This is a genomic window from Acidithiobacillus sp. (assembly GCF_023256195.1).
Lineage (GTDB): Bacteria > Pseudomonadota > Gammaproteobacteria > Acidithiobacillales > Acidithiobacillaceae > Acidithiobacillus_A.
Genome location: NZ_JAGDWX010000012.1, coordinates 66,578 through 90,684 on the forward strand (window position 1 = coordinate 66,578; position 24,107 = coordinate 90,684).

Annotated in this window: 26 protein-coding genes and 1 tRNA gene; 4 read left to right on the forward strand and 23 right to left on the reverse strand. The window is 63.0% G+C overall.

The window, feature by feature from the left end; all coding sequences use genetic code 11:
* Positions 1–10 precede the first annotated feature (10 nt).
* The gene (locus Q0C23_RS02200; protein ID WP_291510745.1) at positions 11–694 is read left to right on the forward strand and encodes a hypothetical protein; all 684 of its coding nucleotides are present in this window, start codon (positions 11–13) and stop codon (positions 692–694) included.
* A gap of 62 nt (positions 695–756) precedes the next feature.
* Here Q0C23_RS02200 and Q0C23_RS02205 read toward each other — a convergent pair whose 3' ends face one another.
* From Q0C23_RS02205 to xseA, 11 genes are all read right to left on the reverse strand, one after another.
* Entirely contained in the window at positions 757–1,035 is a 279-nt protein-coding gene (locus tag Q0C23_RS02205; protein WP_291510746.1) for a superinfection immunity protein, read from the reverse strand.
* Positions 1,036–1,061: 26 nt separating this feature from the next.
* On the reverse strand, positions 1,062–1,478 hold the full coding sequence (locus tag Q0C23_RS02210) for a tetratricopeptide repeat protein (RefSeq protein WP_291510747.1): 417 nt from the start codon (positions 1,476–1,478) through the stop codon (positions 1,062–1,064).
* Positions 1,478–1,792, reverse strand: a complete 315-nt coding sequence (locus tag Q0C23_RS02215; protein ID WP_291510748.1) for a hypothetical protein — start codon at positions 1,790–1,792, stop codon at positions 1,478–1,480. Before Q0C23_RS02215 ends, Q0C23_RS02210 begins: the two co-directional genes overlap by 1 nt.
* Before the next feature lie 120 nt (positions 1,793–1,912).
* The gene (locus tag Q0C23_RS02220) at positions 1,913–2,179 is read right to left on the reverse strand and encodes a hypothetical protein (RefSeq protein ID WP_291510749.1); all 267 of its coding nucleotides are present in this window, start codon (positions 2,177–2,179) and stop codon (positions 1,913–1,915) included.
* Between the two features lie 160 nt (positions 2,180–2,339).
* Positions 2,340–4,178, reverse strand: coding sequence for an ABC transporter transmembrane domain-containing protein (locus Q0C23_RS02225; RefSeq protein WP_291510750.1), 1,839 nt, complete (start codon positions 4,176–4,178; stop codon positions 2,340–2,342).
* A gap of 87 nt (positions 4,179–4,265) precedes the next feature.
* Entirely contained in the window at positions 4,266–5,015 is a 750-nt protein-coding gene (locus Q0C23_RS02230; protein ID WP_291510751.1) for an SDR family NAD(P)-dependent oxidoreductase, read from the reverse strand.
* Positions 5,016–5,027: 12 nt separating this feature from the next.
* Positions 5,028–5,609, reverse strand: a complete 582-nt coding sequence (locus Q0C23_RS02235; protein WP_291510752.1) for a DUF3501 family protein — start codon at positions 5,607–5,609, stop codon at positions 5,028–5,030.
* A gap of 2 nt (positions 5,610–5,611) precedes the next feature.
* Positions 5,612–6,982: a heterodisulfide reductase-related iron-sulfur binding cluster gene (locus Q0C23_RS02240; protein ID WP_291510753.1), complete on the reverse strand. Its 1,371-nt coding sequence runs from the start codon at positions 6,980–6,982 to the stop codon at positions 5,612–5,614.
* 58 nt (positions 6,983–7,040) lie between these two features.
* Positions 7,041–7,457, reverse strand: coding sequence for a rubrerythrin family protein (locus Q0C23_RS02245; protein WP_291510754.1), 417 nt, complete (start codon positions 7,455–7,457; stop codon positions 7,041–7,043).
* Positions 7,458–7,636: 179 nt separating this feature from the next.
* On the reverse strand, positions 7,637–8,473 hold the full coding sequence (locus Q0C23_RS02250; protein WP_291510755.1) for a hypothetical protein: 837 nt from the start codon (positions 8,471–8,473) through the stop codon (positions 7,637–7,639).
* Positions 8,470–9,810 (reverse strand): exodeoxyribonuclease VII large subunit, encoded by a 1,341-nt coding sequence (gene xseA, locus Q0C23_RS02255; protein WP_291510756.1) that lies wholly within the window; start codon positions 9,808–9,810, stop codon positions 8,470–8,472. Before xseA ends, Q0C23_RS02250 begins: the two co-directional genes overlap by 4 nt.
* A 91-nt stretch (positions 9,811–9,901) precedes the next feature.
* Between xseA and trxA the strand changes: the two genes are divergently transcribed.
* The gene (trxA, locus tag Q0C23_RS02260; RefSeq protein WP_004871150.1) at positions 9,902–10,285 is read left to right on the forward strand and encodes a thioredoxin; all 384 of its coding nucleotides are present in this window, start codon (positions 9,902–9,904) and stop codon (positions 10,283–10,285) included.
* 24 nt (positions 10,286–10,309) lie between these two features.
* Here the strand turns inward: trxA and Q0C23_RS02265 are convergent, their stop codons facing one another.
* From Q0C23_RS02265 to Q0C23_RS02310, 10 genes are all read right to left on the reverse strand, one after another.
* On the reverse strand, positions 10,310–10,747 hold the full coding sequence (locus Q0C23_RS02265; protein WP_291510757.1) for a DUF3429 domain-containing protein: 438 nt from the start codon (positions 10,745–10,747) through the stop codon (positions 10,310–10,312).
* On the reverse strand, positions 10,740–10,922 hold the full coding sequence (locus Q0C23_RS02270; RefSeq protein ID WP_291510758.1) for a hypothetical protein: 183 nt from the start codon (positions 10,920–10,922) through the stop codon (positions 10,740–10,742). The genes Q0C23_RS02265 and Q0C23_RS02270 overlap by 8 nt, the downstream gene beginning before the upstream one ends.
* An 18-nt stretch (positions 10,923–10,940) precedes the next feature.
* Positions 10,941–11,798 (reverse strand): TonB family protein, encoded by an 858-nt coding sequence (locus tag Q0C23_RS02275; protein ID WP_291510759.1) that lies wholly within the window; start codon positions 11,796–11,798, stop codon positions 10,941–10,943.
* Between the two features lie 98 nt (positions 11,799–11,896).
* Positions 11,897–13,432 (reverse strand): murein biosynthesis integral membrane protein MurJ, encoded by a 1,536-nt coding sequence (gene murJ, locus Q0C23_RS02280; protein WP_291510760.1) that lies wholly within the window; start codon positions 13,430–13,432, stop codon positions 11,897–11,899.
* Positions 13,433–13,444: 12 nt separating this feature from the next.
* Positions 13,445–15,451: a lytic transglycosylase domain-containing protein gene (locus Q0C23_RS02285; protein WP_291510761.1), complete on the reverse strand. Its 2,007-nt coding sequence runs from the start codon at positions 15,449–15,451 to the stop codon at positions 13,445–13,447.
* Between the two features lie 2 nt (positions 15,452–15,453).
* The gene (locus Q0C23_RS02290; RefSeq protein WP_291510762.1) at positions 15,454–15,822 is read right to left on the reverse strand and encodes a hypothetical protein; all 369 of its coding nucleotides are present in this window, start codon (positions 15,820–15,822) and stop codon (positions 15,454–15,456) included.
* 21 nt (positions 15,823–15,843) lie between these two features.
* Complete coding sequence (locus Q0C23_RS02295; protein WP_291510763.1) at positions 15,844–16,791, reverse strand: metal ABC transporter permease; 948 nt, start codon at positions 16,789–16,791, stop codon at positions 15,844–15,846.
* Positions 16,716–17,627 (reverse strand): metal ABC transporter permease, encoded by a 912-nt coding sequence (locus Q0C23_RS02300; protein ID WP_291510764.1) that lies wholly within the window; start codon positions 17,625–17,627, stop codon positions 16,716–16,718. Before Q0C23_RS02300 ends, Q0C23_RS02295 begins: the two co-directional genes overlap by 76 nt.
* A complete protein-coding gene (locus Q0C23_RS02305) occupies positions 17,627–18,484 on the reverse strand; it encodes a metal ABC transporter ATP-binding protein (protein ID WP_291510765.1) in 858 nt (285 codons plus the stop codon). The genes Q0C23_RS02300 and Q0C23_RS02305 overlap by 1 nt, the downstream gene beginning before the upstream one ends.
* A gap of 149 nt (positions 18,485–18,633) precedes the next feature.
* Complete coding sequence (locus Q0C23_RS02310) at positions 18,634–19,872, reverse strand: MFS transporter (RefSeq protein WP_291510766.1); 1,239 nt, start codon at positions 19,870–19,872, stop codon at positions 18,634–18,636.
* Between the two features lie 167 nt (positions 19,873–20,039).
* Here Q0C23_RS02310 and Q0C23_RS02315 point away from each other — a divergent pair, with 167 nt between their 5' ends.
* Positions 20,040–21,497: a phosphomannomutase gene (locus Q0C23_RS02315; RefSeq protein WP_291510767.1), complete on the forward strand. Its 1,458-nt coding sequence runs from the start codon at positions 20,040–20,042 to the stop codon at positions 21,495–21,497.
* Entirely contained in the window at positions 21,498–21,791 is a 294-nt protein-coding gene (locus Q0C23_RS02320; protein ID WP_291510768.1) for a hypothetical protein, read from the forward strand.
* Positions 21,792–21,831: 40 nt separating this feature from the next.
* Here the strand turns inward: Q0C23_RS02320 and Q0C23_RS02325 are convergent, their stop codons facing one another.
* Positions 21,832–23,262, reverse strand: a complete 1,431-nt coding sequence (locus Q0C23_RS02325) for an MDR family MFS transporter (RefSeq protein WP_291510769.1) — start codon at positions 23,260–23,262, stop codon at positions 21,832–21,834.
* A 250-nt stretch (positions 23,263–23,512) separates the two neighbouring features.
* Positions 23,513–23,587 (reverse strand) — tRNA-OTHER (locus Q0C23_RS02330).
* Positions 23,588–24,107 lie beyond the last annotated feature (520 nt).

Below are 24,107 nucleotides of genomic sequence, written 5' to 3' on the forward strand. Positions count from 1 at the left end.
GGAGGCGGTAATGAATAAATTACTTGCAGCTGGTGTTTCGGCAAGTGTTGCTTTATTGGTTTACGGTACCGCGTGGGCTACGCCCCTGTCCCAGACATTGAACAGTGTAGGAGTGTACGGCAACGTCACCGGGGCGACCAATGATGGCGGCAACACCACCGGCGGTATTGGGGTTCGCGCTTCTATATATCGGGATAATTTCCTTTTTTCAGCAAATTATCGCCACGATTTCGGAGCAGCTTTCCAGAATCCCACGGGTGGGGATACCAATGCGGTGAATGTCAAGGGCGCGTATCTGATTCCCTTGTCGGAAAATTTTGCCGTCGGCCCCTATCTGTCGTATCAGTATACCCGTTTCACCCTGAACGACGCGAACTCCGGTGCCTTTCATTACAGCAATAATGCCATTGGCGGCGGCGGCTACGCGGCCTTCAGCCAGGGGCCGCTGACCTTGACTGGCAACGTGGGCTACCTCTCCGGCGTGTCTGCCACCTACAGCTACACCAACGGCGGCTATCGCCAGGCCTTTACCAGCGCGCATGGCTCCGCTAACGTGCTACAGCTCGGTGTGCAGGCAGATTATCAAGTATCCGGACCCTGGTACGCCTTCACCGGCTTCAAATGGGATCGCTATATGCACCACGGCGACTTCAATCTGCTGCAGGGTAATGTGGGGCTCGGTTACAGCTTCTGATTTTTAGCTTCGCGAAGATCGTAGACCCTGCCGCGCGATGCGGCAGGGTTCTTTAATCGGATTCAGCCAAGACGCGGTTCGCGACGACGATGACTCTGCGATGGTTCCGGCTCGCCGGCGTCCGCGCTGCTCAGCCAGATGCGTAGCGCCCAGACGAAGGTCACGATCCAGAAGATGACGGTCCATCCCAATAGCAGGTTGGTGGCGACGAGGCCAGGGCGAGCATGTCCTGCGGCCCAGGATAGGAGACTGGGCAAGATATAGATCAAAGTCCCCAATAGCGTTCCCAGTAGCAACAGCACATCAAAACCGTGAGGACTGTAAAATAACCAGTGTATCATGACTGTCCCTCTCTCTTCTGTGGACTTCAGACGGCACTGTCAAGCAGTTTCTCCGCCTGTCTTGCCGTATTTCGATGACCGTCCGCGGCCGCCATTTTCCAGTAATGGATGGCTCGCTCGGCATTTTGCTCTACGCCCCAGCCGTGCGCATAGGCATCGCCCAATTCCAGCTGGGCTGGTGCGTTCAGATTTTTGGCTGCCAGCCGCCACCAGTGCACGGCCTTGGCAAGATTCTGGTCCACGCCGGTACCGGCAGCGTATGCCAGTCCCAGGCGATACTGGGCCGGGGCATAGCCCTCACGGGCGCTGCGCTCCAGTTGCGATATCTGCGCAGCCGTCCAATGCAGCGCGGTGCCGGAAGCGGGTAGCGCCCAGGCGTCCGCAGCGAGAGCAAGGGAAAAGGCAAGACCTAGAGCCACTGTACCGCTAGCCCGTCCCAACATCAGTTCTCCACCCGATTTTTTTTCATGGCCCGTTTTGTCGATGAGGATTTCTGGTCGTTCACTGCCGCCTCGCGCAGCGCACAGCCCGGCACGAGGTAGTCCGGATTGATATCCTGCATACGCGCCTCATTTTCCGTCTGGCAGACGTAGGTAGAAACGTTCGCATGGGCGATATAGCCGCCGGAGCCCATCTGCGCGAAGCTGGCTGCAGGGAATAAGGTCGCAGCGAGGCACAACCCGCTCATCCACACGGAGCGCAGAGTGGGCCACTGCCAGTAAAAGCGCTTATGTCGTGATTGATCGTTGCGCATCATGTTCTCATCTCGATAGGCCTTGGTCCGAGGAAATTCTCTCACCCGCCTAAGACCACGAAAAGCCTCCGAGGTTCGGACATAAAAAAAGGGCCCGAAGGCCCTTGCGCGGATCCTTTCGGATCAGCTCTTCTTGCTGACGACGTGCTTGGCCATCGGCTTGTGCACGACCTTCTTGGCGGCCATCTTGTGCATGGGAGCCTTGTGCATCGGGGCCTTGTGCGCCACCTTCTTCTTCATCGGAGCCTTGTGCACGGGAGCCTTGTGCATCTCGGACTTGACAGGAGCCTTGGCGGTCTCCTTGGCAGGGGCGGTGGTGGCAGCGAAGGCGGAAGAAACCGCAAAGACCGAAATCAGGGCAACCACCACAGCGGAAGTTTTGACGGACATGGTATATCTCCTCATAGAAAAAGTGGTACAGCACCTTACTCTAAGCAAACGCCATGCCAATTATATAACTATCGGATTATTATGGGATATCGTGAATGATCCGGGAGCCTGTGTGGGAGGCTTCTGTCGTGGCGCGGCGACGTTGGCGCTGCGGATGGGCCTATCTGATGTAAAATCCTGAGTCCTCGATGTCGGGTCGCCGCGACAGCGAAGGGGTTTCGCCCAGACCTTGCAGTTCCGCAAAGTTGCGATAGGGTTCGCAGCTTCCCAGGAGTTCCTCGTGCGTACCGGTGGCGATCAGATGCCCCGCCTCCAGTACGGCGATACGATGGGCGTGGACGATGGTGGCCAGACGGTGGGCAGCTACCAGTGTGGTACGGTTGGCTGTCAACAGCGCCAGCGCTTCCTGAATGAGTCGCTCATTCTCTGCGTCGAGAGCACTGGTGGCCTCGTCCAGGATGAGTATGCGTGGATCGCGCAGCAAAGCCCGAGCGATGGCGATACGCTGACGCTGGCCACCGGAGAGGGAAACCCCTTTTTCACCCACGTGGGTCTGCAGACCCTGCGGCAGGCGCTCGGTAAATTCGTCCACTCGCGCCGCCTGCACGGCCCGCCGCAGGGCTGCCTCCGTCGCGTCGGGACGGGCCATGCGGATGTTGTCGGCAACGCTCATGGAAAAAATGACGGCCTGCTGTGGGACGATGGCAATCTGGCGGCGCAGTTCGTGCAGGCGCAGTTCACGCAGATCCCTGCCATCCAGCAGGATGCGACCGCTCTCGGGCTGATAGTGGCGCAGCAGCAGGCTGAACAGGGTGCTTTTACCGGCACCGGAGGCCCCTACCAGTGCCAGGGTTTCCCCCGGCGCGATGTCGAGATCTATGTGGTGCAGTGCGGCAATGTCGGGACGGCTGGGATAGCGGAAGGAGACGTCGACGAAGCGCAGGCTGGCTGGTCTGCTTTCGTGCAGGATTGGGCTCGGATTGGGGATCTCTGCGGCATCGGTCTTTGCCTCTTCCGGTTTCTCATCCAGCAGGGCCAGGAGACGCTCCGTGGCGCCGGCCAGTCGCCCCAGCTGCCCCCAGAGGCTGCCCAGCGTCGACAGGCTGCCCGTGGCCATGAGGGCATAGATGAGAAAGGCGGCGAGCATGCCCACCTGGGCATGGCCGTGCAGTACCAGCCAACCGCCCAGATACAGCATGGTGCTGAGTAGACCAAAGATCAGTACCCCGCTGACGAGGCTGGCGCCGGCCTGAACGCGAATCCGTCGACGCACCTGTTCCAGTAGACGGGCGATATCCTCGCGATAGCGCGCCTCGGCCGCGGCTTCCTGAGTCATGGCCTGTACCACTCGAATGCCGTTGAGGCTTTCTTCGGTGTGCGCCGAGAGGTCGGCCAGATAATCCTGTTCGAGACGGCTGTACTGTCGCTGCAGCCGCCCGGCACGCAGATTGATCCACACCAGGGGCGGCAGGATCAGGATGCCCGGCAGCACCAGCAGCGGGAGGGTGGTCACCATCAGCAAGAGCGCCCCCAACAGCGTCAGACCACTTTGCAGGGCGCCGCCGAGGACAGCCGCCAAGCCAAAGCGCAGGATGGTGACGTCGCTGCTGAGGCGGGAGATGACCTCGCCGGTGCGGAAGCTCTCGAAAAAGGGCGCGGGTAGCCGCAGGACGTGCGCAAAGACCTCTTGCCGCAGATCCGCAACGATGCCCTGTCCGATCCAAGTGGCCAGAGCCTCGCGAGCGGCCCGTGCCGCCACCGTGAAAAGACCGAGAACGAACAGGGCGATGCTGGCCAGCAACAGTATCCGGGCCTGGATGAAGCCGTGATCCAGCAGAAGCCGCGCACCTTGGGGCAGGGCCAGACTGCCGGCGGCGCTCAGCAGAAGCGACAGCAGATAGAGTGCAAACAATCCATAGCGACCGCGCAGAAATGGCAGCAGCTTGAGCAGCACCGAAAAGTTGCGGGTGGTCGGTCTCTGCCAGGGATTAGCGGCCACGAAGTCTCGCCCTTCGCCTTGCGCGGAGGTCCGAACCCCGGTGCCGGGGCTTCAGCCAGCGTCGCGGTAGGGCCCCAGCGCGGATGTTCAGCGATCCTCGCGGAAGATTTTGTCGACCCGCGCCTGTGCTCGTGGCTTGATCACGAGGCGATCGATGTTGACGTGCGCCGGTAGGGAGAGTACCCAGCGTACCGCTTCGGCGATATCCTCGGCGTGCAGGGGCTCGAGTCCGGCGTACACCGCCCGTGCGCGCTCCTCGTCACCATCGAAGCGCACCAGCGAGAACTCCGTCTCGGCGAGCCCCGGGTCGATTTCCGTCACGCGGATGGGCAGTCCCAGCCACTCCAGACGCATCGTTTCACTGATGGCGCGCACGGCGTGCTTGCAGGCGGTGTAACCCGAACCGCCGGGATAGGTTTCCGAGCCAGCGACAGAGCCGATGTTGATGACCGTCGCCAGGGGTGCGGCACGCAACTGTGGCCAAAGTGCCTTGGTCACCCGCGCGAGCCCCAGGACATTGCTCTGCCACATCTGCTCCCAGTGTTCCTCGCTGAATTCGGCGATGGGCTCGAGGCCCAGAGCGCCGCCGGCGTTATTGACGAGGACGTGCACCGGCCCTGGAAGGCTGCGCGCAAACTCCGCCACGGAGTCGCCGGAACTCACGTCCAGCACCTTGGGAATCCCACCGTGCTGGGCCGCCAGCTGCTCCAGCCGCTCCTTGCGCCGTGCCGCCCAGATCACGTTATAGCCTTGCCGCAACAATACCTGCGCAATGGCGGCACCAAAGCCCGACGAGGCACCGGTCACGACTGCCGTTTTTTGTTCTTCCGCGCCCATGTCTTCCTCGCTTCAGTGCAGATCCGCGCACAGAGACTGGCGCACGGCTTCCGGTACCGATACCTGCACCGTATAGAGCGGGTGATCCACCCCAAAGTGCAGGGGGGCACCGTCCAGAGCCTGCCGCTTCTGTTCGGCGCTCAATTGAAAGCGCAAAAAATGCACGGTAGAGGTCTTCTCATCCGTGGTGCGCGAGAGATCCTCGTCGGCAATGGCGTAGAGGCGCTCACCCTCGGCGACCTGCACCCAGACGCGATCTTCGATACCCACCAGTTCGCGGCAGCGCTGCTGGCGTTCCGCCCGGTCTGGGTATTCCAGCATGAAGGTGGCCTTCCAGTTATCGCCGTCGGGGATCAGGGGGTTGTAGGCCGCGAGCTCCTCCTCGATGGCCGTCGGCTCGAAGATCTTCTCGACGCGCAACATCTCCTGAACCTGATAGTGGATGCTCAGGCGATCTTCAAAGTAGAGGGTGGCGTGTTCCCCCAGGGGCAGCCGACGTCGGCTCTTATGCTCCATGACCTGTTGGCGGAATCCAGCGCGCTTCTCGGCGTAGTGTTCCAGGGTCCAGAGATCCGCACGTTGCAGCTTTTCCATCGTCAATCCTCCAGTCCGTAAGCATAGGCCAACATGCGCCAGGGGGTCTGGGGCCGTGGTGCTTCCTCCAGTCCCCAGAGTTCGCGAATCTGTTCCGCCGCCAGCGGGCAGTCGCTACCCCAGTGGGCGGGATTGGCTTCCTTCATCCGCTGCGCGATGGGCCGGCCGATCTTGCAGGCGTGGGCGTGAAATTCGGCTTTGACGGTATAGGTGCCATCGTGTCCCGAGCAGCGTTCGATGACTTCCACCGAGGTGTCCGGTATCAGGCTGAGGATCTCCCGGGCCTTGGAACCGATGTTCTGGACCCGCTGGTGACAGGCCGCGTGGTGCATCACCTTCCCCAGGCTGTGCTGAAAGTCCGTGCGCAGCAGGCCTTCCTTTTGGCGCAGGGAGAGATACTCCATGGGATCGAAGATGCGCTCCTTGACCCGCTGTACGTCGGCGTCCTCGGGGAAAAGCAGCGGCAGCTCCTGCTTGAACATCAGTACACAGGAGGGAATGGGGGCAACGATGTCGTAACCCGCTTCCACCAGGCGCAGCAGCTGCGGAATATTCGCCTCTTTGGCGCGGCGCACCGCTTCCAGGTCGCCCAGCTCCAGTTTCGGCATGCCGCAGCAGCGCTCTTTTTCCACGGTGCGCAGGGCGATACCATTGTGCCGATAGACGCGGGCGAGGTCGGTGACGATCTCTGGATCGTTGTGCTCGCCGTAGCAGGTGCTGAAGAGAGCGACTTTACCGCTGGTTCGCTCCCCCGCCTTGGGCTCTGGATCGTCGCCGTCTGCCAGGAGTCGGGCGAGCTGGTGGCTGGCCAATTCTTCGGCAAAGTCCGGCAGTGGCGCATCCTTGGATATGCCGAGGGCGGCTTCCATGCTGGCGCGCACCCGGGGCGACTGGTTGAGATGGTTGACGGTGGCCGACACCACCGGAATACCAGCCAGGCGACCGAGAAGGTCCGTGGAGGTCAGCGCCTCGTCCCGCAAGGACGCCCCCTGCTCGCGGTAGTGCACGGCCTTGGCGCGCAGCATGAGGTGGGGAAAATCCACTTCCCACTCGTGGGGCGGGACGTAGGGGCACTTGGTCATGAAACACAGGTCGCAGAGGAAACACTGCTCTGCCACCCGATAGAAATCCTTTTTGTCGACGCCATCCAGTTCCAGGGTCGGCGAGTTGTCGATGAGGTCGAAGAGGGTGGGGAAGGCCTGGCAAAGGCTGACGCAGCGTCGGCAGGTGTGGCAGATGTCGAATACCCGTTCCAGTTCGGCATCCAGTTTGTCGTGCTGGTAGAACTCCTCAGACTGCCAGGGGATGGGGTGACGATAGGGAGTCTTGTCCGAAGACGCCGTCGGCCTCCCGTTTGCTTGATCCGCAGCCATGGTGGCACTCCATAGATCGGTGCAGGCGCCGTTGCCAGCGCCTGCGGATGCTCAGGGATCAGCCCAGCTCGTCGAGGGCCTTCTGGAAACGATTGGCGTGGGAGCGCTCGGCCTTGGCCAGGGTCTCGAACCAATCGGCAATCTCGTCAAATCCCTCTTCCCGGGCGACCTTGGCCATGCCTGGGTACATATCGCTGTATTCGTGGGTCTCGCCCACCACAGCGCTCTTCAGGTTGGCGCGGGTATCGCCGAATGGCTCGTTGGTGGCTGGGTCTCCGACCTTTTCCAGATATTCCAGGTGTCCGAAGGCGTGGCCGGTCTCACCCTCGGCAGTGGAGCGGAACACCGCTGAAACATCGTTGTAGCCCTCTACGTCGGCTTTGGATGCAAAGTAGAGGTAGCGTCGATTGGCCATGGACTCGCCGTGAAAGGCATCCACCAGGTTGGCCGCCGTCTTACTGCCTTTGAGTTCCATTGCGTTTCCTCCATAGGTCAGATGGGACATCCCCGTTTTCACAGGTGATCTGAGTCTAGACTGCGTATAAAAAGACGTCAAGGAAGAACAGATCGGGACGGTCGGCGCAGCGACCGGCCCCCCGAAAGCGGCACAAGCTGTGCGTGCGGGCGAAGGTCAGGGTTGCAAGGCCCCCGACCTCAGACGCCGATACCGTGCAGCTGGACGCGCCAGTTGCGGGCCTTGACGGTCTGTACCTGCCGCCCTGGCAGACCGAAGCTCTCCCGCAGGAAGCACCAGCCGTACAGACCCACCAACTGTAGCAGCGCGACGGCCAAAAAGCCGATGAAGAGGGCCGCTGGCTCGGTGTGCAGACGGGCCGTCAAGAACTGGGTCAGACCCTGGAGGGCCAGGCTTGCCAGCAAAAAAGCGAGCCAGACGCGGACGTTGACGAGGACGGCCTGAAAGCCTGCCAGCAGGGCGATGTAACCGGTGCGTGTGATGCCAGCCACTACCACCCCGACGGAGAGCAGCAGGAAGACATTGCCGAGCAGGATCTGGGCGTTTCCCAGGCTGTTGCTGATGAGGGAACGCAGCCACAGCGGCAGGGCGTCCCAGGCGGCGGTGTGCAGGTGATGCAGGCTCGCTGCCGTGGACAGATGATCTTGAGTCAGGATGGCGCCGAGGTACTGGCGCAGTGCCAACATCAACAGCAGTAGTATCAAGAGTAGTACGGCCAGATCCAGCATCAGCCGGAACAATGGCCACCAGGGCACCTGACCCAGGCGGCGCAGGACCGGGAGCAGGTCGGTCTCGCCGCCGTGCACGGCCATGGTGATGGAAAAGACCAGGGTCATCTCGACGCAGGCGATGGGTATTCCCAGCAAGAGTGGCTGCCAAGCGGTATTCACGGCGGAAAGCACGCCGAAGAGCAGGAGAAAGGCCGCAGGTGCGCTGCCCATGAGGCCCCAGGACTCTCGCCACCAACGGCGGATCCAGCCGGGCTCCACGGGCTGTGGCTTGAGCAGCGCGCTCACTCCGGTGACCGTCCCTCTACCCGCAGCGAGAGCCTGCCGTGTGCCAGGGTCGCTTGCAGGTCTGCTCCAGGAGCGACGGCCTGACTGTCCCGGACGATACGGCCACTGGAGTCGCGCAGGATGGCAAAACCGCGCTCAAGCACGGCCTCCGGATTCAGCAACTGCAGCGCCTGCTGCAGCTGCAGGAACCTCTGCCGGGCCTGATCCAGTCGCGCGCGCATGGCGCGCTCCAGCGCCAGACTCTGCGCCGACAGATGGCGTTGGGCTTCCTTGAGCTGACGCTCGGGATGGTGACTGCGGTGGCGGCGCTCCAGATTTTGTAGGCGCTCGCGGGCTTCCCACAGGCGTCGCTGTATGGCCTGATGCAGCCCCTGTTGCAGAGCAGCCAGGTGGCGTTGCTCGTGGTCCAGCGCCTGCCGCGGGTCGCGCAGACGCAGACGCAGGTGATCCAGACGCTGCATGGCCTCGTGCAGCCGACGCTCCATACTGCGCCGCAATTGCTGCTGAAGTTTTTCCGTGCGTTGCAGGATCTCGCTCCCATCGGGGCTTGCCGCCTCGGCCGCAGCCGTTGGCGTTGGTGCCCGCAGATCCGCGGCGAAGTCGGCAATGGTGAAGTCGATCTCGTGGCCGATACCCGTTACCACCGGCAGGGGGCAGGCCCGTATGGCCCGCGCCACGCTTTCTTCATTGAAACACCAGAGATCTTCGGCACTGCCGCCGCCGCGGGCGAGAATGACGAGATCCTCCCGACGCCGCTGTCCGGCGCGTTGCAGCGCCGCGCAGATCTGTGCGGCGGCCTGTTCGCCCTGCACCAATACAGGGTAGACGACGATCTCCAACAGTGGCCAGCGGCGGGCCAGGGTTACGCGGATATCGTGCAGGGCGGCGCCACTGGCGGAGCTGATGACTGCCACGCGCCGTGGCCAGGCGGGCAGGGGGCGCTTGAGCTCGGCGGCGAAGAGCCCCTCGGCCGCCAGTTTCTCCTTCAGGGCGGCGAAACGCGCCTGTAGATCGCCCGCCCCTACCGGGGTCAGACTCTCGATGAGCAACTGAAAATCTCCGCGCCCCTCGTACAGGGTGGGCTGCGCCAAAACCTGCACCTGCAGGCCGTCTTTCGGGCGCAGGCAGCACTGGGCGTTGCGGGTGCGGAACATGGCACAGCGAACCTGCGCCCGATCGTCTTTCAGGGAGAAATACCAGTGCCCCGAAGCGGGCTGTACGAAGTTGGAGATCTCCCCGGTCACCTGCAGCAGCGGAAAATTGCCCTCCAGAATCTCGCGCACGCTGCGATTCAATTCGCTGACGCTGAGTACTGGGATTTCCGCTTCAACGGCCATGCACACACCCTCCAGCCTTGACCCATTCCCACACAGCATTTAAGGTCAGCCTAACACGAATCCTCAGCAAACGACGAGACAAGGAGGCCCCATGGCCGTAGTAGAATTGACCCAGGAAAATTTTGAGGCGACGGTAACGGGCAACGACATGGTACTCGTCGATTTCTGGGCCCCGTGGTGTGCGCCCTGTCGGGCCTTCGCGCCCATTTTTGAGGCAGCCTCCGAAAAGCACCCGGACGTCGTCTTTGCCAAGGTCAACACCGATGTGGAGCAGGAGCTGGCAGGCGCTTTCCAGATCCGTTCCATTCCAACCCTGACCATCTTTCGCCAGCAGATCGGCATTTTCTCTCAGGCCGGATCGCTCCCGGCCAGCGCCCTGGAAGAGGTCATCCAGCAGGCCCTGGCTCTGGATATGGACCAGGTGCGCAAGGAGATCGCCGCGCAGCAGAACGGCCAGGGCGAGCCCTCCGCCTGACCGGCCGTATCGGGCGCCTGCACTTCAGGTGCCCGTCAGTATCTGTGCCAGCATCAGGGCCAGCAGGACGATCACCGCGGTGGTCAGGCCCGTGCGCAGGGGCATGAACCAGGCGGGAAGCTGGACCCGAGAGCGCAGACGCCAGTCTGCCAGCCACTGGGCGATGAAGCCCAGTATCAAAATGAGAATGGCCGTGGGTGGCGCCCACCACAGAGCCATGAAGGCCCACAAGGCGGGGATGACGCTCCAGAGCAGGAGCATCGGTGCCTCGCGCTCCTGCTCCCGATCCAGGGCCAGGCCCCAATGAATGGCACCCAAGAAACTCAGGATGATGGCGGCGTAGAGGTTGCCCAAGGTCGCGGCGACAATGCCATAGCCTTTGAAGAACGCAAAATTCGCCAGTACCAGCGGCAGGATGCCGCTCCAGCCCAGGATCCGAGCCATACTCTTGCTGTCATTCATCGTGGGTGGTCTCCGCGGAGTGCTGGCTGATCGGCGCCGAGTTGGTGGAACTGCTGCTGCCGATCCCGGCGGGCTGAATATTGGTAAAGCCGATGACCACCAAGCCCACCATGGCCGCCGCCCACAGCAGCAGGAACAAGCCCATCAGCAGAGTACCCGTCTTTGGACGTTTCATGATCTTTGTCTCCGGTAGTTACCAGGCGCTGACATGGCGCACACCCAAAAAATGCATGTTCAGGGGAATCTCTATGCGCCGGGTCTGTTTGCGCAGCTGCTCCGAGAAGGGCGTATAGGGAAAGGACAGGCGAATGATACGCTCGGCAGCGGCATCCAGTGCGGGGTTCCCCGAGGAGTGATCGACGATGATCCGCTCGAGATCGCCCTGGGGATTCAGCACCACCGTGACCTTCAGGCTACCCACCATCTCACCAGGGTAGTTGAGATCCCCAATGCGCTCCAGCTTCTGGATCCAGCCGGCGATGTAGAAATCGGCCACGGGCCCCGAAGGATTCTTGAATTTGGGCAAGGGTGGGCTGGCCGTCGCCTGCCGCGCCGCCTGGTCCATCTGTTGTTCCAGCGTACCCAGGCTGATGCGCGGCGGCGCCTGGGCTTCTGCTCGGGCATTCGGAGCACTGGCGGGGGTCGCGGGCGCCTTGCTCGGCTCCGGCGGGTGTCTCGGGGCCAGAGCCTGAGACACCTTGGGCGGCACCGGTGCCGTCTTCTGCACCTTCGGCTTCGGCGTTGTCATGGGCCGCGGTACGGCTTTGGGCGGCACTTCAGTCTTCGGGGTCGCGCGGATGGGCGGGGCCGTCTTCGGTCGGGCAACGCTGGGGCGACTGGGTGCGACGGGTTGCGGCATGATCTGAAAGGTCTTGTTCTCGACCTGAGGGCTTTTGAGGCGCATGGGGTGGGGGGGCGACACGTGCACCCATAGCGCCAGAAACAGCGCTACCACCGCCGCCGAGAGTCCAAGCCAGGGTAGCAGGCTCTCGCTCCAATGCGGCTTCTCTTCCGGAACCAAGAAATAGAAAGGTCTTTCAGCGCTAAGCAAGGACGCTACACCTCGGCCGGCTGTCGTGGATCTGCATGGCGCCTAGCTTGAGGCATCGCCTCCCATGAGTAAAGGGAGCGCTGCGGTGCAAGGCCTTGTCAGCGGGGGCGGCGCAGCTCCCGCAGCTCCGGCAGGCGCTGGGCCCACAGCAGGGCGAAATAGAGAGCGATGGCCGCGCCGATGAGGATCAGCAGGTGCACGAGACGCTCCCAGAGACCCCAGTGCAACCACTGCAGATTCACTCCTCGTCCCCACCACAGAAAGAGGCCCATGACAGCGGCAGCGAGACTGGTCTGACGCAAGAATCGCCGCCATCCCGGAAAGGGGCGATAGATACCATCGCGGCTCAGGCGCCGGGCCAGCATCGTGGCATTCACCAGCGCTGCGGCGGTAGTGGCCAGGGCCAGGCCCAGTTGCCGAAAATGCCAGGCCAGGATCAGACTGATCACGACATTGACCAGCACGCTGATGACCCCGAAACGTACCGGGGTTCGCGTATCCTGGCGCGCGTAGAAGGCGGGCGCGAGAACCCGCGCGGCGATGATGGGGACGATGCCAAGGCCATAGCCCACCAGACTCAGGGCGCTCTGCGCCGCATCTTCTGCCGTGTAGGCGCCGTAGTGGAAGAGGGTGATGAGCAGAGGCTCCGCCAGCAGGACGAGACCCAAGGTGGCGGGAAAGCCCACCAGCCAGGTCCAGCGTAGACCCCAGTCCAGGGTGGCGGGGAATTCCGTCGAGCCGCTGGCGGCCTGACGCGAGAGCAGGGGCAGAACCACGGTGCCCAGGGCGACGCCGAAGACCCCCAGTGGGAATTCCACGAGACGGTCGGAGTAGTAAAGGTAGGACACCACGTTGGCACCCACCAGAGAAGCGAGGATGGTATTCAGAAAGAGATTGACCTGGGCCACCGATGCGCCAAAGGCCGCGGGGCCCATGAGTCGCAGGACTTTGGCCACACCCGGATCCTGTCGACGCAGGTGTGGCCAGTGTAGGTGGCCGACACGCCGCAGCGCCGGGATCTGAAAAAGCAGCTGCGCCACGCCACCCAGGGTCACCCCCCAGGCCACCGCCGCCGCTGGTTGCGGACTGTGCGGCGCCCACAGTAGGGCGGCCCCGATGATGCCCAGATTCAGAAATACCGGACTGAAGGCGGGCACCGTAAAATGGCCGTAGGTGTTGAGGATCGCGCCCGAGAGTGCTACCAGAGAAACCAGCAGGAGGTAGGGAAAGGTGATGCGCAGTAACTCCACCGTCAGGTGGAATTTGCTGGCATCCGCTGCAAATCCCGGTGCAATGAGTAGCACCAGGATGGGCGCTGCGACCATGCCCAGAACCGTCACTACCACCAGAGTCAGGGTCAGCCAGCCGCTGACGTCCTCTACAAAGGCGCGGGTGTCCGCCGCACTGCGCTGACTGCGGTACTCCCCAAGCACGGGGATGAAGGCCTGTGAGAACGCCCCCTCACCGAAGAGTCGACGGAACAGATTGGGAATGCGCAGGGCGACGAAGAAGGCGTCGGCCATGGGTCCGGCACCGAAAAGGTGCGCCAGTACGACATCGCGGACGAAGCCCAGCAGTCGGGACAACAGGGTATTGCTACCGACCTTGAGAACACTGCGAAGGCTTTGGGACACGGCAGAGGAGATTCAGGGCTGGGGAGCGGCGGTAGCGGCTACCGGCTCGAGCCCACTGCTATCTTGCAATTGCCACAGGGCCAGCGGGTCTGGCTCCTTACCGTCAAGCAGAGCGCTGTAGATGGCCGTGTTGCTCAGCACGGCCTGCACGTAGTCCCGGGTCTGCCGATAGGGAATATTGGCGGCGAAGATGGCACCGCTCCAGGGATCCGCCTGCGGATTCCAGCGCTGGAGCCAGCGCGCTACGGCGCCGGGTCCGGCATTGTAGGCCGCTGCGGCGAGAGGCAGCGCGCCCTGGAATCGCTCCAGTACGTGCGCCAGATAGGCGCTGCCGATCTCCAGGTTACCGGTATCGCTATGCAGGTCGGCGGCGGCCAGCATCGGCCTGCGACTCTTGATCCAGGCCGCGGTGGCGGGCATGACCTGCATGAGCCCCTGCGCCCCGGCGGAGGAGGCTATGCCCGGAGCAAAACCCGATTCCTGGCGGATCAGACCTGCGACGAAGGCCGGATCCAGGCCGTTGTCCCGCGCTGCGGCGAGAATGGCCCGACGAAAGGGGAGCACAAAGCCTTGGCGCCAGTCGCCATCGTTGCGCACGCGGGTACTGGCATTGATGACCAGCAGCCAGGCCTGCCGATCGGCAGCGGCGGACGCCGCGGCGCGAACATCGCCGGAGTTGGGCAGGCTATCCAGCAGGTGCTGCCACTCGGCCAAGGCATCAAAGTACAGACCGAGACGATAGAGCGTGATGGCGCGCCGAAAATCTCCCTGGCTGGCCAGCGTCGCCGACGATTGCGGTGCCGGGTCCGGGGCCGAGCTGGGCAGGCGTAGGGGACGTCCCAAGGCCGCCAAGGACAGCTGACCTGCATAGTCCCAGGGCGAGGCCAGTCTGGTGAAGGTCGCCCGCGCTCTATCCACCTGTCCCTGCTGCCACTGGGCAAAGGCATTCCAGAACTGCCACTCGCCGCGTTCCCTTTGCGCGGTCGGCATCAGCGCGTAGGCCCGCTCCACCAGGGGCCAGTCGCGGGCGCGCAGTGCGGCGCGCAGCATCCAGGCCGAGACCTCTTCGTCGGGACGATAGCTGGGATCGATGCGATAGGCCTGCGCGTACCAGGTCGCCGCTTCCATGCGCAGCTGACGCGCCGCACTCCAGGCAGACTGATACAGGATTTCGGCGCGCAGGGCCGCCGGCAGCTCTCGTCCCTGACTCGAGGAGATCCAGGCCACGGCGCGTTCCGGTTGCTGATAGGCAAGCTGCAACAGCGCCAGGCGCATGAGCTCCCGGGTCTCGGGGGTCTCCGCGCCCGAGCTTGCCGGATCTATCCGTCCCTCGATCCACGCGCCGGGGTTCTGTACCAGTCGTGGCAGGCTGCGGGCCGCCGGTGCCGGCAGAAAGGGTGCGAACTGCAGGGCCTGCTGAAAGAAACCCTGACGGAAAAAGCGCTGCAACTGCTCCCAGAGAGCCGTCTGGGATATCTGACCGGTAGCCAGCGCGGCCTTGGCCAGGCCATTGCAGGCCTGATCCGTCGGCGAAGCGGCGCGCCACAGGAGCAGCGGCGGTACCAGATCCATCTCCGAGCTCAACAGGGGGTCGCTCGCAGCATAGCAGCGCAGGCTGATGAGCTGCGGTGCCGGTCCCTGGCGATAGACCTGGGCAAAGGCAGTCCAGTCCTGACGTTTGCCCAGCTGCAGCAGCCACTGCCGGCGCAGCAGCTCCGGCGCCACTCCTGAGGGGAATTGTCGAGCGTAGCGCTCGTACTGGGCCTGAGTGAGGGTGGACAGGCGTGGCTGCAGGGCCCAATAGCCGACCCAGGATCCCATATAGGTCTGGCCGAGCTCGGGGAGGGCGCTGGCCGCCGGGAGATAGTCCTTGTTAGCGAAACCTCTCGCCGCCTGACGAAGCAGTTGCTCTTGCGCCGGCGTCAAGTCAGCGACGGCGTGTGCCGCCAAGGGTAGCAGGGCGACCACTGCGGCCGCGGCACACAGAGCGATGTTGGGCAGGCGGCGCGGCCGGGGCATGGTCAGCGCTGACGCAGGTGTAGCCAGCGGCTGAGATGCTTGCTGACGGATGCCAGACGGTTGGGATGGTCCTCGGCCAAGGGGCCAACGTGGAGATTCAGGGGCTCGCAATGGTCCTTGCCGTGACAGATCACCCCGTGCGACTGACAGTTGGCTCCGGCGGCCTTGAGGATCTCCACCATCTGCTCTTCCGCCTCTGCGCCACAGCGCCCGTCGTATTGAATGAGCACCAATTGTTTTTCCGGGATATGATCAATGTGTCCGCCCATCTCCTCGAACTGCCGAAGTTTCTCCAGAGCGGCCGGGGTGACGCCGTGGAGCGCGCCACTGATGATGAAACGGGCCGGGCGTTTGGGCTGAGAGTTCTGCATCGTGAATGTACCTCCTGGGAGTCACCCATCGGGGCGGGTTCCAGAGTTCGGACCGGCACCATGATGCCAGCTTGTCTCGCGCCGAGAAAGCCTTGCTCTGATCCCCGAAGGCGAAGGCAGCAGCCCGCCCCCGCGTAGAACGACGAAGAGCACTGCGCCCAGCGTACCGACAAAAAAACCCAAAGGCCAGTTGCTCCAGTAGGACAGCGCGATGGCCGACCAGACCAGGAGTTCTGCCAGAGCGATGCTGATCAGAAAGGCGCGGGCGGGATGCGCGCTGAGGCGCTGGGCGGCGGCGGCAGGGGCCACCAGCAAGGTAAAGACCAGCAGGGTGCCGACAACGGGCAGGGCCGTTGCCGTCACGATGGCGAGCAACCCCAGGAAGAGCCACTCCATGCCCGCCCGGTTTATCCCGCAGATGGTCGCCAGGTCGGCGGCGGCGGACTGTAGCAGGAGCGGACGAAAGCTCAGCACGGTCACCGCCAGAACCAGCAGCGACACAGCCGCCGTAGGCAGCAGCTCACGATGGGGAATGCCCAGAACCTCACCGAAGAGCAGAGCGTAGACCGCCGGCGCATAGGCCCCCGTCAGACTCAGCAAGAGCGCTCCCAGAGCCAGAAAACTGCTGAGGAGAAGGCCGATGGCCAGATCCTTCGGGCCGAGGCGTGAGCTTTGCTGTACAAACACTACGCCGAGGAAGGCGAAACCCAGAAGACCGATCATGGGATCGATGCCCGTCAGCACCGCCGCCGCGCCACCGGGGAAAGCGCTCAGGGGTAGGGCGTGGGCGGCAAAGACCGAGCGCCGGATGACCGTAAAATAACCGATGGCACCCGCTGCCAGGGCCAGAAAACTCGCCGCTATCCAAGTGGGCAGCATGTAATTTGCAAACATCAGCAGTCCTCGGCGCAGGCGCTGGGTGGTGGCGCTGCGGTCGTCCAGGTGCTTCCGCCCCAAAACGCTGTCCACAGGCCCGCTCCCAGATACTCCAGCAGCGTCAGCAGCACGATGAAGAAGCTCACCGGCCAGGAGGTTCCCGAAAACCAGTAATAGCTCTGCCAGGACAGGAGGATCCCCAGGACGACGGCGAGCACGGCAAGCAGCGCCGCCAGGAGAAAGGCCCAGACGGGACGCGTCGCCAGTTGCAGGGCGGCGCCGGCCGGGCCCAGGAGCAGAGCCGTCGCCAGTATTGCCCCGACGGTCATGGCGGAAATGGCGGCGGCAAGTCCCAGCAGGAGGAGGTAGACGAGTTCGAGCAAGGCGACGGGAATCCCCTGTGCCCGGGCGAGATCGGCATCGGCGGCGATGAGGAGCAGCGGTCGATAGCCGAGGACGATGACACACAAGGTGCCAAAGGTGAGCAGCAGGACCACCGGCGCAAGGCTGGGCGGCAAGGCAAAGAGAGATCCAAACAGCACGGTCACGGTACTGCCCGAGGCACTGGTGGTGGTCATGGCAAGGTACAGAAGGAGGGCCGTGAGCCCCAGACCCGCGCCGAGCACGATACCGGTGGCCAGATCCCGCTCGCGCGCTTCCCGCAGACCCAGCCAGGCCATGGCAAGGGCGGCGGCCCAGGCCATGCCCAGGAAACCCCAGAGCGCCGAGATACCCAGGAGGAAGGAGGCAGCACCCCCGGCGCTGCTGATGTCGCCCAGGGCATGTCCGGCGAAGGCGTGGCCGCGCAGCAGGGTAAAGACTCCCAGGCTGGCATTGATGAGGGCGGCGCAGACCCCGATCACCAGGGCAGTCTGCACCGCCGAGTCGGCGAAGAAGGCACTCCAGTCCACGGCCAGCGCCTGCAGCATCAGGCCTCCTCCCTTGGCGACGGTGGTGGCAGCTCGGTGCCGGCGTGACGCATTTCGCCGGGCCCGTCCGGGGCATCTGGCAACACCAGAAAGCGGCCGTGGTGGCGCAGAACCGTCACGGGATAGCCATACAGACCACTGAGCACGTCCGGACGCACCACCTCGTCCACGGTGCCTGTGGCCGCCCGCCCACCCACCAGATACACCAGACGATCCAGCACCGGCAGGAGGGGATTCATGTCGTGTGCCGTCACCAGGACCGTGAGTCCGTGTTCGCGGACCAATGTGCCGAGGAGCTGGACGAGGCTCGTAGTACTGCGAAAATCCAGATTGGCCAGGGGCTCATCCAGAAGCAGCAGGCGCGGCTCGCGCACCAGAGCGTGGGCAATGACCGCACGCTGCTGCTGCCCTCCGGAAAGTCGCCCCAGACGCTGGTCTGCAAAGTGCTCGGCGCCCACTGCCGCGAGCGCCGCCTTGGTGGCCGCCTGATAGCGGCGCCGCCGCCAGGGTAGGCCAAAGTGCCTGCCACTGAGACCGAGCTCAACCAGATCGCGGGTACGCAGCGGCAGCTGCGGGTCAAAGGCAATTTTCTGGGGAACGTAGCCGACCAGATCGCGCGCCTTCCCGACCGAACCCCCCGCCAGGCGGATGGTCCCGGACGCGATGCGCTGCAAGCCGAGAATGCTACGTAAAAGCGTCGTCTTGCCCGCGCCATTTTCGCCAATGAGGCCACAGAGAACGCCGCTCTCCAGGCTTAGATCCAGACCTTCCAGAACCTGCCGGCCACCCAGACGCACGCCGAGGTTCTCGATCTGTAGCAGGGGTTCTGTAGGTGCTGGCGTGGAGCTTGAGGGCATGACGCATCACTATGCAACCGGGTTGCGCGATGATTCACCCTCCGGCACCCGTCGTCAAGGCCGGTCAAGGCCTTTGGCGGTCCCGACCTGTGTTGCTCTCGCCAGGGGTGTCGGCAGTTTCATGCCCTGCCGCCGCCCGTGTGGCCAGGTCAGGACGTGCTGCCCAGACTTTGCGCGGGCCGGTTCGGATGACGCGGTAGGAAGGCCGCCAACAAGCCGATGAGCGGCAGAAAGGCGCAGATTTCGTAGACGCGCACGATACCCCACAGGTCTGCCAGCTGCCCTAGCATGGCAGCACCGACACCCCCCAGACCAAAGGCAAGCCCAAAGAAAAGGCCAGAGATGGTACCCACCTTGCCGGGCACGAGTTCCTGCGCGTAGACGACGATGGCCGGAAAAGCCGACGCCAGCAGGAAGCCGATGATCAGAGTGAGCAGGGCACTGGTGGTGAGGCCCACATAGGGAAGGGCAAGGGTAAAGGGCGCGATGCCCAGCAGCGATACCCAGATCACGGTCTTGCGACCGATACGATCGCCGATGGGCCCGCCCAGCAGGGTACCGGCTGCCACCGCCGCCAGGAAAAAGAAGAGGTGCATCTGTGCTTCGCGCACCGGTATGGCAAAGCGCTGCACCAGGTAGAAGATCAAATAACTGCTGATGCTGGTGAGATACAGGAACTTGGAAAACATCAGCGCCACCAGAATACCGAGACTGCGGCGCACCTGAGTGCGGGGTAGGGGCTGCCGATCAACTATAGCCCGGCGGTTCCGAGGCTGGCGATGCTGGTGCTGATACCAGCGCCCGACAAAGCTCAGGATGACAATGGCAAGCAAGGCCACCGCCGAGAACCACGACAGACTGTGCTGCCCGTTGGGCATGACGATGAAGGCGGCAAGGAGGGGGCCGGTCGCCGTACCGACGTTACCCCCGACCTGGAAGATGGACTGCGCCAGCCCGTGACGCCCGCCCGAAGCCATGCGTGCCACGCGCGATGACTCCGGGTGGAATACCGAAGAGCCGAGACCGATCATCGCCGCCGCCAGCAGCAGCACGGGATAGTTGGGCGCCACGGAGAGCAGAAGCAGGCCGAGGAAGGTGGAGACCATGCCCAAAGGCAGCGAGTAGGGTAGAGGGTGGGCGTCGGTGTAGCGGCCCACCAGGGGCTGGATGATGGACGCCGTCAGCTGATAGGCCAGCGTGATGAGGCCGATCTGGGCAAAACTCAGATCGAATTGGCCCTTGAAGAGCGGATACACCGCCAGCATCAAGGACTGAATACTGTCGTTGAGAAAGTGGGACACGCTGATGGCCCCCAGCACCTCGAAGCGTGTGCGCTCGGCGGGGTCACGGGGGAGTGTGCGCTCCTGGAGAACTTCGTTGGTCGACATGCTTTGGCTCGTTGCGGGACGGCAAATCCAGTGGCGCAGTGTAGGATGAGTCTAGGATACCGTCCAGTCGGTGTCTTGGGTGTCTGTCCCCACCCCACGCTTTTTTGCTGACGACCCCGGGCCAAGCTCGGTATCATCCCCTGGTCGAGACTCTGGGGAGAGGCAGCATGGCGGCTTTTGGTACCAGTGGATTGCGGGGTCTGGTGGAGGAGTTGGACGATGGCCTCGTCTACGGCCACGTTCTTGCCTTTCTCCGGTATCTGGAGGAACTTCGGGAATTCGCGCCGGGTGGTGCCGTCCTCCTCGGCGGCGATCTGCGGCCCAGCACACCAGCCATTCTCGAGGCCGCCTGGGCGGCGGTGTGCGATGCCGGGGGTAGGCCCCATTTTGCCGGTTTCCTGCCGACTCCGGCTCTGGCGCTGGCGGGCTTCCAGCGGCGCGTGCCGTCCCTGATGGTGACGGGCAGTCACATTCCCTTCGACCGCAATGGCATCAAGTTCAATCGGCCCCACGGGGAGCTCGGCAAAGTCGATGAGGCGGGCATCCTCGACCACCTCGCTGGCATCCCCGTGCCCCCACGGGATGAACAGGGACGACTGCGTCACCGGCCCGTCCTGCCCGCGCCCGATGCCCGATACGCGGACGACTACCTCGCGCGATACCGGAGCTGCCTGGATGTGGATGCCCTGGCGGGGCTGCGTATCGGCCTCTACCAGCATTCCGGTGTGGCACGCGACCTCCTGGAGGCGCTCCTCGCTGGCTTCGGTGCCGAGGTGGTTCCCCTTGGGCGTACAGAGGAATTTGTCCCTATGGATACTGAGGCTCTGCGTCCGGAGGACAAAGAACTCGCAGTCCGATGGGTGCGGGAGCATGGTCTGGACGCCCTGGTCAGCACCGATGGCGATGCCGACCGACCGATGCTTGCGGACGAGCACGGCAGTTGGTGGCGCGGCGATCTCCTCGGCCTCGTCAGCGCCCAGATCCTGGGTGCCGATGCCGTGGCAACACCGATTTCCAGCAACACCGCCCTGGAACGCAGCGGCTCCTTTGCCCAGGTCATCCGCACACGCATCGGCTCGCCCTACGTCATCGCCGCCATGGACGAGCTGCGGGAGCAGGGCTACGGTCGTATCGTCGGCTACGAGGCCAATGGCGGACTGCTCCTGGGTTCGGAGATTCCTTGGGAGCATGGAACGCTGACCGCCTTGCCCACGCGCGATGCCGTCCTGCCAATGCTTGCTGCACTGCGCGAGGCAAGGCGCCAGGATCGACCTCTCTCCACTCTGCTGGCCGGTCTGCCGCAACGCTTTACCAGCAGTGACCGTCTGCAGGACTTTCCCACCCAGCTCAGTCGCGATCGCCTGCAACACTACCAAGGGGCGGAGGGTTGCGACCATTTTGGCGAGGATTTTGGCGATCTCTGCGGCGGTCATCCCTTGAATCTGGACTACAGCGACGGCGTTCGCGCCTTTTTCCCGAGCGGCGATATCCTGCACCTGCGGCCCTCGGGCAACGCACCCGAACTACGTTGCTACACCGAGGCAGACTCAGCCTCGCGCGCCGAGGAACTACTGCGCGGGGCGCTGGCCCGACTGTCACGCTGGCGAAGCCCAGGGGAGGCCTGATTGTCGCGACGCTCCGGGAGCCTTGTGCTCTATCTGGGTCTTAGCCTGCTTCTGCTGGCCCTGTTTCTCATGGTGCTGCGTTATCTGGGCGTGGTCTTTGCGACCAGCGCCAAGGCCCAGCTGGCGCTCCAGACGGACAACGCTGAGGCCATGGTATTGCTGCACCTGGCGCAGATCCTCAATTGGGTCCGTTGGCGCTGGATTGCCTATATCCTCTCTGCAGGCGTAGTCCTGACGCTCTGGGATACCCTACGAAGCCTCTGGTCGCGGGTACGACCGCCGCGCCGACGCTGATCCTGCAGCAGGGCGTATCGTGTCGGCTCGTCCTGCACTCTCAGGCCGGTGGCAGACTGGATTCGCTCCCGCGACGCTGCGCCATGAGCGTCGGCAGATCGTCCAGATTCCAGGCGGCGACAAAAGCCGCCAGGGTCAGAGCCGCGGCGATACCGAAATCCCAGCGCAGGGCGTGAACGATGTGCGTGGCGGCAAGGTGGTCCGAGGCGGCGGGCGTGACGCCCAGAAAATGGCTGAAGACCGCACCGAAGCCCGCCACACCCAGGGTTCCGCCCAGAGAGCGGAACAGCGATACCGTCGCCGTCGCCACGCCCAGATGCCGATGAGGCAGCGCCCACTGCGCCGACAACACCATGACCTGCATGGTAGAGCCCAAGCCCACACCCAGCAGAATCAGCGCGCCGTCGATCTGCCACAGCGGCGTCTGTACCGCAATGTGCGAGAGTAACCACAGCGCCAGGGCCGTCAGCAGCGTCCCCAGGATCGGCACCATCCGAAACTTTTGATGCTTGCTGATCCAACGTCCACTGAATACCGAAGTCAACAGCATTCCGACCAGCAAGAAGAGCATTTCCAGACCCGATTCCGTCGGCGTAAATGCCCGCACCGTCTGGTAGTAGGTGGGTAGAAAACTGATGGAGCCAAGCATGGCTGCCCCAACGAAAAAAGATACGATCACACTGGCACTGAAGGTTTTATGACGAAAAAATACTAAAGGCAATATGGGTTCAGGATGATGCGGACTCCAGAAAAATATCCCCCATACGCTCGCCGATATCAAAGCAAGAAGAACCCAAATCCAGGAGTCATGCGCGCCAAATTCCATCAGCAATACCAGCGCCGATAGGCCGAAGAACAGGGATCCCGCACCGACGATATCAAAGGGAAAACGCTTTCTCTGAGTCTTTGGAAAAGCCCATTGAACGATAATCAGGCAGAATATTCCGAAAGGAATATTTATGTAGAATATCCATCGCCAGCCAAAAGTTTGGACGACAAAGCCGCCCAGAAAAGGCCCAATGAGGGTTGCCAGTCCGAATGCCGCACCTACCAGGCCCTGATATTTGCCGCGTTGCTCCAGCGGCAGGAAGTCGGCAATGCTGGCGATGGCCGTGACCAGGATACCGCCACCACCGAGACCTTGCAGCGCGCGAAACAACACCAGACTCTCGAGACTCCAAGCCAGACCTGAAAGGATCGAGCCCACCAGAAAGAAGGCTACGGCAAAAGTCAGTACCACCTTGCGCCCCATCAGATCCCCGAGCTTACCGTAAATGGGCAGGGAGACGGTGGAACTGAGTAGATAGGCGGTAATCACCCAGGGCAGGTGGGCGAGTCCGTGCAGATCCTCGGCAATGGTCGGCAAGGCAGTGGCCACCACGGTCTGATCCATGGCCGCCAAGAAAATGGCCGAGAGCACGGCCAGAAACATGCTTTTCTGGGCCAAAGACAAACGGTAGGGTGCAGACATGAACACTCCCCGAGACCGGTCGGCGTGGTGCTCGCGATGGTAACACAAAGAAGTCGGACGAAGGGTGGCTGAGGGCTCGCTATCGCAACACCCATGGCTTCCTCTGAGACTGGAGACAACTGCCTTAGGGTCGCGGGACCGCCTCGCCGGCGACTCACGAAATCAAGGAGACAGTCGGGTGGGTCCAGCGCCCTTGCGCCGTCTTTCATCGGGACGATGTGCCAGGATATAGCGGCTTTCTCATTCGAGATGGTGCCCAGGGCCGGACTCGAACCGGCACGGGAAAACCCGAGGGATTTTAAGTCCCTCTTCGCCCATTTTTTACCCGTTTCGCGTCAAATGCTTACTCCGGCGCGTCCTTTGTGTTTCAATGGTTTAGGCTTGTCATCCGTTCCCTATCATTCCCTTCCACCCCCTCTCATTCCCATCACCCGCTCCTTTTTCAGTGTCCAGCCAGTGTCCAGATTGTCCAGATCGCGTCCAGCCGCCGCCAGCGGAGACCCCGCCTGCACCGTTCTATTCTCGTAAACCAAAGGCGCGCTTTATTAACGTAGCGTTATCTCAGTTTCATTCATATATACCATTCAAAAGAGTTTGCACCTGAATTTGCAAACCTTGGGAAAAACGACTATAATTACAGTCGAGTGCGGGGATAGCAGCGCAGCGACAAGGGCGACTCGGGCCTTTCCCCAGCACTGACATATGAAAGCCGAGATGATCGAGGACAAGGCAATGAAACACAAACATGTTTTTGGTAGCATTCGCACACCCGCAGAACTTGCCGAACAGCGCAAAGAACAAGCCGCGTTCGTCCGCGCAGACAAGCGCCATGGCGTGATCAGTAA